Origin of the sequence: Streptomyces lycii (assembly GCF_009735685.1) — a bacterium.
GTDB lineage: Bacteria > Actinomycetota > Actinomycetes > Streptomycetales > Streptomycetaceae > Streptomyces > Streptomyces lycii.
On record NZ_WHPN01000173.1, the window covers coordinates 1 to 10,729 of the forward strand.

At 74.5% G+C, this 10,729-nt stretch carries 9 protein-coding genes and 1 pseudogene; 1 reads left to right on the forward strand and 9 read right to left on the reverse strand.

Translation table 11 applies throughout. The features are described 5' to 3' along the window. From GCU69_RS07170 to ggt, 9 genes and pseudogenes are all read right to left on the reverse strand, one after another. Nucleotides 1-774 (reverse strand): annotated as a pseudogene (locus GCU69_RS07170) (hypothetical protein); the annotation flags it as partial. A 115-nt stretch (nucleotides 775-889) separates the two neighbouring features. Continuing rightward, nucleotides 890-1,276, reverse strand: coding sequence for a PPOX class F420-dependent oxidoreductase (locus GCU69_RS07175; protein ID WP_156205441.1), 387 nt, complete (start codon nucleotides 1,274-1,276; stop codon nucleotides 890-892). 142 nt (nucleotides 1,277-1,418) lie between these two features. Next, nucleotides 1,419-1,790 (reverse strand): monovalent cation/H(+) antiporter subunit G, encoded by a 372-nt coding sequence (gene mnhG / locus GCU69_RS07180; protein ID WP_098754337.1) that lies wholly within the window; start codon nucleotides 1,788-1,790, stop codon nucleotides 1,419-1,421. After that, a complete protein-coding gene (locus GCU69_RS07185) occupies nucleotides 1,787-2,095 on the reverse strand; it encodes a monovalent cation/H+ antiporter complex subunit F (RefSeq protein WP_098754336.1) in 309 nt (102 codons plus the stop codon). The genes mnhG and GCU69_RS07185 overlap by 4 nt, the downstream gene beginning before the upstream one ends. Next, nucleotides 2,092-2,763, reverse strand: a complete 672-nt coding sequence (locus GCU69_RS07190) for a Na+/H+ antiporter subunit E (RefSeq protein ID WP_098754335.1) — start codon at nucleotides 2,761-2,763, stop codon at nucleotides 2,092-2,094. The genes GCU69_RS07185 and GCU69_RS07190 overlap by 4 nt, the downstream gene beginning before the upstream one ends. Continuing rightward, nucleotides 2,760-4,397, reverse strand: a complete 1,638-nt coding sequence (locus GCU69_RS07195; protein ID WP_098754334.1) for a Na+/H+ antiporter subunit D — start codon at nucleotides 4,395-4,397, stop codon at nucleotides 2,760-2,762. The genes GCU69_RS07190 and GCU69_RS07195 overlap by 4 nt, the downstream gene beginning before the upstream one ends. Beyond that, nucleotides 4,397-4,999 carry a Na(+)/H(+) antiporter subunit C gene (locus tag GCU69_RS07200; protein ID WP_098754333.1) on the reverse strand — a complete coding sequence of 201 codons (603 nt, stop codon included), beginning with the start codon at nucleotides 4,997-4,999 and terminating at the stop codon, nucleotides 4,397-4,399. Before GCU69_RS07200 ends, GCU69_RS07195 begins: the two co-directional genes overlap by 1 nt. Then, a complete protein-coding gene (locus GCU69_RS07205) occupies nucleotides 4,996-7,965 on the reverse strand; it encodes a Na+/H+ antiporter subunit A (protein WP_156205442.1) in 2,970 nt (989 codons plus the stop codon). Before GCU69_RS07205 ends, GCU69_RS07200 begins: the two co-directional genes overlap by 4 nt. A 73-nt stretch (nucleotides 7,966-8,038) precedes the next feature. After that, nucleotides 8,039-9,865 carry a gamma-glutamyltransferase gene (gene ggt, locus GCU69_RS07210; protein WP_098754331.1) on the reverse strand — a complete coding sequence of 609 codons (1,827 nt, stop codon included), beginning with the start codon at nucleotides 9,863-9,865 and terminating at the stop codon, nucleotides 8,039-8,041. 146 nt (nucleotides 9,866-10,011) lie between these two features. Here ggt and GCU69_RS07215 point away from each other — a divergent pair. Further along, the coding region (locus GCU69_RS07215) for a hypothetical protein (protein ID WP_156205443.1) at nucleotides 10,012-10,729 on the forward strand (718 nt) is incomplete at its 3' end.

Sequence of the window (10,729 nt, forward strand, 5' to 3'; positions counted from 1 at the left end):
GACGGGGGCGGCGGTGTCCGGGTCCGGCTGGACGGGGGCGGCGGTGGCCGGGCCCGGGTTGGGTGCGGCGGTGGCCGGGTCCGGGGCGGAAGCGGTGACGGTCGGGTCCGGAGCGGGAGCGGTGACGGCCGGGTCCGGTGCGCCGGACGTACCCGGTGCGCGGACCGCGTCTCGTGCGGCCGCGTGCCCGGAGCCGGGCCGGGGCGCCGCTCCCGGCAGCGCCTCCAGGCCGTCCAGCCGGGCGCGCAACTCGACGCAGCGGGCCGTGGCGCGGGCGTGGTCGTCCTGCGCCCAGGCCAGTTCGCCGGCCAGCCGGGCGGCCTCCCGCCCCGCCCCGGTACCGGCCGCGGTCCCGGCGCGGGCGGCCGCGGCGTCCTGTGCCGACCGCAGCGCGGCGGTCAGCTCGCGTTCCCGGGAGGTCGCGTACTGCCGCTCCCGGAGCATCACGTCCAGCCGGTCCAGCAGGGCCACCCGGCCGCCCGGCGCCCGGTCGTACGCCGCTGCCGCCTGCCGCTGCAGCGACAGCAGCCGTTCGTGATCCGCCGCGGCCGGCCCCCCGCCCGTGGCGTGCCGGGCGGCGGCGAGGTCCGCGAGCAGCGCCTCCACCACGTCCCGCGGCATGATCTCGCGACCGTCGAGACAGGCCGCGATCCCCTCCGGGTCGCGCCGCAGAAAGACCCCGTACCAGCCGGAATCCGGGTCGAGCGCGTCCGCCAGCCTCCGCAGGGCGAGCGTGAACGCGCCCACGGCGGCGGGCAGTTGTCGTCGGGTCACGTAACGCGTCTCTCCCGGGACGGCGGGACTGAGGCCTCCGGGGCATTGCACACCCGCCGTGTTAAGGGGAAGGACACGCGACGCTACGAACGTCTTTCGCAACCCGGCGAACCGGTCACGACCCCACGGACACCGCGATCCCGGTGTGCGGCCGCTTGCCCAGCCGCACCAGCGCGCCCCCGGTGTCGACGATCCGGAACCGCCAGCCGTACTTGCGGGCGAGCAGCCGGCGCACCTTCGGCAGGTCCGCCGGGCCGAGCAGCCGGGCCCGGCCGGGCAGCGGGTCCGTTCCCTCCGGCACCCGGCCGCGGACGTCGCACGGGGCGAGTGTCACCTCGCCGCTGTTGCGGATGCGTTTGACCTTGCCGGAGTCGCTCCTGGTCCACACGTACAGCTCGTCCCCGTCGGAGGAGGCCCAGACCGGTGTGGGCACCGGGGTGCCGTCGCGCCGGTGAGTGACGAGGCTGACGTACGGAGAGCGGGCGAGATGGTCGGGAGTCATGCCGCCAGGGTAGGCCCGCCGTTCAGCCGTTCGACTGTACGAGCTGGGCGCGCTCGGCGAGGAGCACTACGCCCGAGGTTTTCGGCCGTCCAGCCGTCCGGGCTCCGGCCCGCTCAGGTCCAGCCGTTCGGGCCCCGGCCGCTCAGCCGTCCATCCGTTCGGGCCCCGGGCCGCTCAGCCGTTCGTCCAGCTCGTCGCGGACGAGGTCGTCGCGGGTGACCTGGCCCGTCCGGTACGCGGCGCGGCCCACCATGTGCGCGGCGACCGGGGTCGTCGTCAGCATGAAGAAGCCCACCAGGGCCAGCATGCCCATGTCGATGCCCGAGCGCAGCCGCAGCCCCACCCCGAGCAGCACCAGCAGCAGACCGAGCGCCTGCGGCTTCGTCGCCGCGTGCAGCCGCGACAGCACGTCGGGAAGTCTCAGCAGTCCGACCCCCGCCACGAAGCACAGCAGCGCGCCCAGCACCAGGCACACCGTGCCGGCCACGTCCGCGGCCCGCTCCCAGGCGTTCATCCGTGCTCCCTCGTTCCGCTCTTCCCGTCCTCGCCGGGGCCCGCCTTGCGGTCCTGGACCGAGATGAAACGGGCAATGCTCACCGACCCGGTGAAGCCGAGAAACGCGAGCACCAGCAGGACCGGCAGGAAGAACGGCGTCTCGCGCTGCGCCGCGAGCGTGCCGATGGCGGCGACGGCGATGGACAGCAGCGCGTCCAGCGCCACCGCCCGGTCCAGCATCGACGGGCCGAGCCACATCCGTACGAGCACCATCGCACCGGCGCAGGCCAGCAGGGCGTAGACCGTCGTGAACCAGACGCTCATCTCCCGGCGCCCCCGTCCCGCTCCCCGTCCCCGCCGCCCGGGCCGTCCCCGCCGCCGGGCACGTCACCGCCGGATCCGTCCCCGCCGCCCGGCCCGTCGCGCCCGGCGTCCGCCGCGTCCAGCAGCGCGATCTGCTCGGCGGTGCCGAAGGCACGCACCACCCGCTCCTCCTGACGGAGCACCTCCTCGCGGGCGTGGTCCGACGCCGCCGCGTCCCCCGCGCCCAGGACGTGCAGATAGAGCGTGGAGGTCTGCCGGCGGATCTCCACCACCGTGCTGCCGGGCACCGCCTGGACGACCAGCGTCGTCACGGTCAGCAGCAGATCGCTGCGGCTGCGCAGCGGCACCTCCACCATCGCGCAGGGCAGTTCACCGGGGCCGAGGATCTGCCGGCTGACCCGCACCGTGGCCCACAGCATGTCCTTCCCGAACCGCGCCACCAGCCGGACCAGACCCACCGGGTGGAAGCGCAGCCCGATGTCGAGCGGCGGCAGCGGGAAGGCCAGGGTGAGCACCGCTCCGACGAGCAGCCCGGACAGCAGGTTGCCGGGGGTGAGGGTCCCCCACAGCATGCTCCACATCACGGCGAGCCAGATCACCAGCGGCAGCTGCACCACGCGCTGCCGCCGGCCCGGGCGGCCCAGCGCGACGCTCCAGGGCGGTTTCACGGGGACAGCACCGCCTCCACGTAGGGGGTCCGGTCCAGGAGTTCGGCGGCGGCCCGGCCGGTCAGTCCGGTCAGCGGCCCGGCGAGCACCGTGAAGGACAGCCCGAGCGCCACGAGTGCGACGGTCGTGCCGAGCATCGGCCCCGGCGGGCGCACGCTCGTGGTGATGGCCCGGCCGCTCAGGGACGCGGCGGCGCCCCGGTCGCCGTCCCCCTCACCCGGCCGGGCGGCCGGTCCGGGGCCGGTCCGTTCCTCGCCGTCGTCCGGGTCGTCGGTCTCCAGCACGATGCCCGCGGCCAGCTCCGGCGGCGCCCCGCGCCAGAAGGCGAGATTCCACACCTTCGCCATGGTGTAGAGCGTCAGCAGGCTGGTCAGTGTGCCGCCGGCGACCAGGGCGTACGCCCACACCCCGCCGTCGGCGACACCGGCCCGCAGCAGGCCCAGTTTGCCGAGGAAGCCGGACAGTGGCGGGATCCCGGCGAGGTTCATCGCCGGTACGAAGAACACGGCGGCCAGCACCGGGGAGAGCCGGGCCAGCCCGCCGAGCCGTTGCAGGTCGGAGGTGCCGCCGCGGCGCTCGACCAGCCCGGCCACCAGGAACAGGGTGGTCTGCACGGTGATGTGGTGGGCGACGTAGAAGATGGCACCCGCGATGCCCCGCACGGAGGCGAGGGCGATGCCGAAGACCATGTAGCCGATGTGGCTGACGAGCGTGAACGACAGCAGCCGCTTCAGGTCGCTCTGGGCCACGGCGCCGAGAATGCCGACGATCATCGTCAGCAGGGCGACCGCCATCAGCGCGGTCGTCAGCGGCCCGCCGGGGAACAGCAGGGTCTGGGTGCGCAGCATCGCGTACACGCCGACCTTGGTCAGCAGCCCGGCGAAGACGGCGGTCACCGGGGCCGGGGCGGTGGGATAGGAGTCGGGCAGCCAGGCGCCGAGCGGGAAGACGGCGGCCTTGATGCCGAAGACGAGCAGCAGCATCACCTCCAGCGCGGTCCGCACGGCGGCGGGCAACGCGTCCGTGCGGTCCGCGAGCTGCGCCAGGGAGACGGTGCCGGTGGCCGCGTAGACCATGGCGATCGCCGTCGCGAACAGCAGCGAGGAGAGCAGCGACACCACGACGTACGTCGACCCGGCGCGCACCCGGGCCTGGGTGCCGCCGACGGTGAGGAGGACATAGCTGGCGGTCAGCATGATCTCGAAGCCGACGTACAGGTTGAACAGGTCGCCGGCCAGGAAGGTGTTCGACACCCCGGCGACCAGCACCAGATACGAGGGGTGGAAGACGGAGAGCGGCGTGACCTCGTCGCGGTCCGCCATGCCCTGGCTGAGGGAGTAGACGAGCACGCACAGCGTCACCGCGGAGGAGACGGTCAGCATGAGCGCCGACAGCCGGTCGGCGACCAGCACGATGCCCACCGGAGGCGCCCAGCCGCCCAGGTGCACCACCTGCGGGCCCTGCTGGTCGGCCGCCACGAGCAGCGCCAGCGAGATGGCCAGCACCGCCGCGAGCACCACGACGCTGATGCCGCGCTGGGTGCGCTGGAGGCGCGGGCCGACGGTCAGCTTGAGCCCGGACGCGAACAGCGGCAGGACCACCGGCAGCGGGACGAGGAACTGGGCGAGGGACATCAGCGGTCCTCCCCCAGCACGTGGTCCCACAGGTCGGCGGTGGCGTCGGTGGTGTCGCTGCGGTGCACCCGATCGGCACGCAGCCGCCGGCGCAGCCGGGTGCGGGACTGCTCGTACTCGGCCCTGGCCCGCAGCGCCCGGGCCCGGGCCGGTCCCTCGCCGCCGGTGCCCCGGGCGGCGGTCGCGTACTGGCGGCGGTACTTGCGGTACTCGTCCCGCAGCCGGGCCCGCTCGGCGGTCTCCTCGGCGCGCAGCGCGACGCGGCGGTCCTCGATGTCGTCCTGCACCTCGTCGCTGCCGTTCAACTGCCAGCTCCGGTAGACCATCGCCAGCAGGAAGGCCGTCACGGACAGGGTGATGACGATGGCGGTGAGCGCCATGGCCTGCGGGAGCGGGTCGGTGACCCGGCCGGGGTCGGTGCCGGGGTAGAGCAGCGGGGGGTCGCCGGTGCGTCCCGTGGTGGACAGGAAGAGGACGTTGACGCCGTTCCCGACGAGTACGGCGCCGAGGAGGATGCGGGTCAGCGAGCGGGTGAGCAGCAGCGCCGTGCCGACGGCGAACAGCACACCGCCGACGGCGACCAGGGAGAACGCGACGGTCACGGCGTCACCTCCCCGGCCGGGCCCGGCGGTTCCTGCGCGGGCGGGCGGGCCGGCCGCGCACCGGCGCCGCGCTCCAGCCGCCGGTCGATCTGGGCGCCGAGGCTGCGGGTGATGTCCAGGACCACGCCGAGGACCAGCAGATAGATCCCGGTGTCGAAGACGACGGACGAGGCGATGTGGAACGGCCCGAGCAGCGGCAGTTCACCGTGGTAGACGCCGTTCTCCAGGACGTCCGAGCCGTAGACCATGCCGCCGAGCGCCGTACCGGTCATCACCAGCAGCCCGGCACCGAGCAGGGTGCCCGCGTCCAGCGGCGCCGCCTCGGCGAGTTCGAAGCGCCCGCCCGCCAGATAGCGCACGACCAGCGCCAGACCGGCGACCAGCCCCGCGCTGAAGCCCCCTCCGGGGTAGCTCTCCGCGCAGAAGAGGAGGTAGAGGGAGAGCACCAGCACGGGGTGGAACGTCAGCCGGGCGATGACCTCGAACACCACGGACCGGCGCTCCGGCGAGAGGGTGCCCCCGGCGGCGAGCCAGGTGCGTTCCGGCGCGTCACCGCTCGCCTGCTGCCACTCCTCGGACGGGGTGGCCCACACGAGGGCCTTCGCGTCGCTCTGTCTGCGGGCGACGACTCCCGGGGTGCCGACCCGGCGGCGCAGGAAGATCAGGCTGGTGACGCCGACGGCCGCGACGGCGAGGACGGCGCACTCCCCCAGGGTGTCCCAGGCCCGCAGATCGACGAGGGTGGTGGCCACGACGTTCTTCACACCCTCCTCGGCGGTGGCGTGCACCAGGTGCGGCCCGCTCGGCTCCGACTGCCGGGCCGCCGCCGCGAACCAGGTGAGGCCCGCCGCCAGCACCCCGGTGCACACCGCGAGCAGCCCCTGTACGGCACGCCGCCGGTGCGAGAACGTCTCGGTGAACCGGGCGGGCAGCCGCCGCAGGACGAGGACGAACACCACGATCGACACGGTCTCCACGGCGAACTGCGTGAGCGCCAGATCGGGCGCGCCCTGGAGGACGAACAGCCCGCCCGCCCCGTAGCCGGTGAGTCCGACGAGGACCACCGCCTTCATCCGCTGCCGCACGAAGAGGCACAACAGCGCGCCCGCCACCACCGCCAGCGCTGTCACGCCCTGGAGCGCCGAGTCCCACAGCCGCGGCACGCGCAGCTCCGGCCACGGGCGTTCGGTGGCGAGGACCGCGATCTGGGCGCCCGTCAGCACCACCAGGGCGATCCCGAGGTAGAAGGAGAGCGAGCCGCGCTGGACGGCGCCGGTGAGCTGGAGGGAGACCCGTTCGAGCGTCAGCAGCGAGGACCGGAAGGCACGCTCGGCCCGCGGCCAGGCCAGCCGGTGCATCACCGGCAGCAGCGGCCGTCGCAGCGCGAACAGCAGGGCCCCGGCCGCCCAGGTCAGCACGGAGAGCAGCAGGGCCGGGCCGATCCCGTGCCAGAGCGCCAGATGGTACGGCTTCTCCGCGCCGGCGAGGGCGCCGGTGAGGTCGCCGGGGAAGGTGTCGGCGTACGCGGCGAGCAGCGGGTCGGTGAGTCCGGCGGCCGGGCCGAGCAGCAGCCCGGCTGCGGCCAGCAGGGCGGGGGCGGCCGACAGGCCGGACGGCAGGGCGTCCACGGGGGTGTCGGGCAGCAGCCCCGGCCCGTGCGTCCGGTGCTTGCGGGCGAAGGCCCCCCACAGGAAGCGCAGGCTGTAGGCGGCGGTGAGCACGGAGCCGGCCACGACGGCCGCCAGGGCCCAGCGGTCGGCGGCACCGCCGGTTCCGTGCAGCAGCGACTCGAAGGCCGCCTCCTTGGCGGCGAAGCCGATCAGCGGCGGCAGCCCGGCCATCGAGGCGGCGGCGAGCACGGCGACCGCGCACACCCCGGGCAGGGACCGGCCGACACCGGAGAGCCGCCGCAGGTCCCGGCTGTGCGCGGCCTTCTCCACGATCCCGGTGACCAGGAACAGGCAGGACTTGAACAGGGCGTGCGCGCCCAGGACGGCCACGCCCGCGAGGGCCGTGTTCCGCTGTCCGGCGCCGGTCAGCACGGCGAGGAAGCCCAGCTGGCTGACGGTGCCGTGGGCGAGCAGCAGCTTGAGGTCGGTCAGCCGCAGCGCCCGCCAGCCGCCCAGCAGCATGGTCGCCGAGCCGAGCACGAGGACGACCGGGCGCCAGGGTTCGGTGTCGGCGAACGCGGGCGCGAGCCGCGCCAGCAGATACACCCCGGCCTTCACCATCGCCGCCGCGTGCAGATAGGCGCTGACCGGGCTCGGTGCCGTCATCGCGCTCGGCAGCCACAGGCTGAACGGCCAGATCGCCGACTTCGACAGCGCACCCAGCAGGACGAGTCCGACCGCGACCGAGACCGCGATGCCCGGTTCCGGGGGGCGGTCCACGATCTCGGAGATCCGGAAGCTGTTCGCGGCCTCGCCCAGCATCACGAAGCCGACGAGCATCGACAGCCCGCCGAGCGTCGTCACGAGCAGCGCCTGGAGCGCGGACCGGCGGTTGGCCCGGCGCTCGCTGTCCTGGCCGATGAGCAGCCAGGAGAAGACGGTGGTGAGTTCCCAGAAGACGTAGAGCAGGATCAGGTCGTCGGCGAGGACGAGTCCGAGCATCGAGCCGGCGAAGGCGGTGAACGCCCCGGCGAACCGGCCGAGCCGCGGCTCCCGGTCGCCGAAGTACGCGGCGCAGTAGAGCAGCACCAGCGCGCCGACCGCGCCGACGAGCACCGTCATCAGGCAGGAGAGCGCGTCCAGCCGCAGCGCGACGTCCAGGTGCTCGTCGGGGATCCAGGCCCAGGTCCAGTCGTCCGTGCCGCCGCCGGCCGCGGCGTCCCACCGGGAGAGCGCCCAGCCGGCCGTCGCGGCGGGCGCGACGGCCAGCACGAGGAAGGCCTTCCGCCCCAGCCTGTCCACCAGCGGCTTGGCGCAGACCGCCAGCGCGAAGTGGAGCAGGAGCAGAGACAGCACGTCCCGAGCATCGCAGCCCGGGCGGCGTCAGCCGGGAGCACCGGGCCCGTGCGGGGCGTCCGGCGGACCAGGGTCACTCACGTGGGTGCACGACCATCGCCGAGCCGCCGCCGCGGCGCTCCGTCTCGGCGGCCGCCAGCCAGTCGCCGCCGGGCAGCCGTTGGACGCCGGTCGCCGCGCCGATCTCCGGGTTGAGTTCGAAGGTGTGGCCGAGTTCGGTGAGCCGCTGCCGCACGGGGTCGGCCCACAGGCCCGGTTCGATCTGGGTGGCGGCGGTGTTCCGCTGGGTGGCCCGGGGCGCGGCGATCGCCTCGGCCAGCGGCATGCCGCGGTCCAGATGGTTCGTCAGGGTCTGGAGGACGGTGGTGATGATGGTCGAGCCGCCGGGCGAGCCGAGCGCGACGACCGGCGTGCCCCGGTCGAGGACGACGGTGGGCGACATCGAGGAGCGCGGACGCTTGCCCGGGCCCGGCAGGTTCGGGTCGTGCACGTCGGGGTCGGCGGGCGCGAAGGAGAAGTCGGTCAGCTCGTTGTTGAGCAGGAAGCCGCGGCCGGGGACGGTGATGCCGCTGCCGCCGGTCTGCTCGATGGTGAGGGTGTAGGCGACAACGTTGCCCCACCGGTCGGCGGTGGTGAGATGCGTGGTGCTCTCGCCCTCGTACGTCGTCGGGGCCTTCTCGTCGGCGTCGCCGCGCTCGCAGTCCGCGGGGTCGCGCGGGTCGCCGGGCGCGACGGGACCGGTCAGCACCGCGTGGTCGCTGATCAGGCAGGCCCGGGCGGCGGCGAAACGCTGCGCGAGCAGGCCCCGGGTCGGCACGTCCTCGAACGCCGGGTCGCCGACCCAGCGGCCTCGGTCGGCGAAGGCCACCCGGCTCGCCTCGATCAGCCGGTGCAGATAGCGGGCCCGGTCCGTCTCGCCGAGGGCGCCGCGCCGCCCGCCGTCGAGGGCCTCCAGGATGTTCAGCGCCTCGCCGACGGTGGTGCCGCCGGAGGACGAGGGCGCCATGCCGTAGACGTCCAGGCCGCGGTAGTCCGTCCGGCTGGGGGCCTGGTGCCTGGTCGTGTAGCCGCGGAGGTCGGCGGTGGTGAGGTCGCCGGGGCGCACGGCGCGGTCGGTCCCGGGAGCGGCCGGGGGCTTGCGCACGGTGCGTACGACGTCCCGGGCGAGCGGGCCGCGGTAGAAGGCCCCGGCGCCCTCGCGGGCCAGTAGGCGGTAGGTGCCGGCGAGGTCGGGGTTGGTCAGTGTGGAGCCCACGGCGGGCAGTTCACCGCCGGGCAGGAACAGTTCCGCGCTGGCGGGGAAGTCCCGGAAGCGCTCCTCGTTGTCCGCCGTCTGCCGCCGGAAGGTCTCGTCGACGGTGAATCCCTCGCGGGCCAGCCGCTCGGCGGGCCGCAGGACCTCGCGCAACTCCTTGCTGCCCCAGGTGTCGAGCGCGTCCTGCCAGGTGGCCGCGGTGCCCGGGGTGCCGACGGACAGCCCGCTGGTGACGGCCTCGGCGAACGGGATCGGCTCGCCGTCCTCCAGGAACAGCCTCTCGTCGGCGCTGCGCGGCGCGGTCTCCCGGCCGTCGATGGTGGAGACCTTGCCGCGCTTCGCGTCGTAGTGCACGAAGTAGCCGCCACCGCCGATGCCGGCCGAGTACGGCTCGGTGACGCCGAGGGCCGCCGCCGTCGCGACCGCCGCGTCCACGGCGTTCCCGCCGCGCCGCAGCACCTCGATGCCGGCCGCCGAGGCGTCCGGGTCGACGCTGGACACGGCCCCGCCGTGGCCGACCGCGACGGGGGACTTGTCCGGCGGCGCGGTGCCGCCCGCCGGGTCCGGGGGCGCGGCGGCCGTCATGGTCAGCACGGCGGCGCCTGCCGCCAGCAGGGCCAGACTCCGTACGGCGGGCCGGCTCATGCGCTACCTCCATCGACGCGGGCGGTGGCGGCAGCCTAGCGGGGGCGCGGTGGCACCGTCAGTACCGCCACGAACCGGGAGACAGGGGGGCCGGGCGGGCGCCCGGACTCGAACGCGGGTGCGTGGCCCCGCTACGATCCCCGGCCATGAACGACGACGTGCGCAACCTCGTCCTCGGCGTGCTCGCGGCCGGCATCAGCGCCGCGCTCGGCTGGTTCGCCCGCACCTTCCTGTGGCGTCGCAAACTCCGCCGCAAGCAGCGGTTCTTCGGGCTGCCGGCGAACTCCGAGTGCCTGCTCGTGGTCAACCGCTCGGCGGGCGCCGGGGACTGGAGCGTCGCGCGCCGGGACGTGTTCGCCCTGCTGGAGCTGGCCTCGCTCATCAAGGACTGCGAGGCGCACGCGGAGGTGATAGCGCACGACACGGCGCAGCAGGGATTCGGTGACCGTACGGAGTTCTGCATCGGCGGCCCGGTGTCCAACCACCGGATGGCCGCCCATCTGCACAGCATGCTGCCCGGCATCAAGGTCAACACGGACAAGGAACCGGGCCCGGACCGGGGCGCCTTCCAGATCGGCAGCGAGCGGTACCGCTGGGAGCCGGGCCGGGTGGAGTACGTCATCGTCGCCCGCCTCACCGCGCACGAGCGGTCCCGGCCGGTGTTCCTGGCGAGCGGCCAGCACTCCATAGCCAATCAGGCCGCGGTCCGCTATCTGTCCCGGCACCACACCGGACTGGCCCGGAAGTACCGCGACTCGACGTTCTGCCTGCTGCTGAAGGTCACCAACTCGCACGCCTACGGCCCGGACATGGTGGAACTGGTCGCTGACGTCACGGCCGCGGCCACCACTCCGGCGCCGGCCC

Bases quoted from the DNA above. Each gene is read 5' to 3' on its own strand.
- GCU69_RS07175 (WP_156205441.1), bottom strand. From the start codon at position 1,276: ATGACTCCCGACCATCTCGCCCGCTCTCCGTACGTCAGCCTCGTCACT.
- mnhG (WP_098754337.1), bottom strand. From the start codon at position 1,790: ATGAACGCCTGGGAGCGGGCCGCGGACGTGGCCGGCACGGTGTGCCTG.
- GCU69_RS07185 (WP_098754336.1), bottom strand. From the start codon at position 2,095: ATGAGCGTCTGGTTCACGACGGTCTACGCCCTGCTGGCCTGCGCCGGT.
- GCU69_RS07195 (WP_098754334.1), bottom strand. From the start codon at position 4,397: ATGTCCCTCGCCCAGTTCCTCGTCCCGCTGCCGGTGGTCCTGCCGCTG.
- ggt (WP_098754331.1), bottom strand. From the start codon at position 9,865: ATGAGCCGGCCCGCCGTACGGAGTCTGGCCCTGCTGGCGGCAGGCGCC.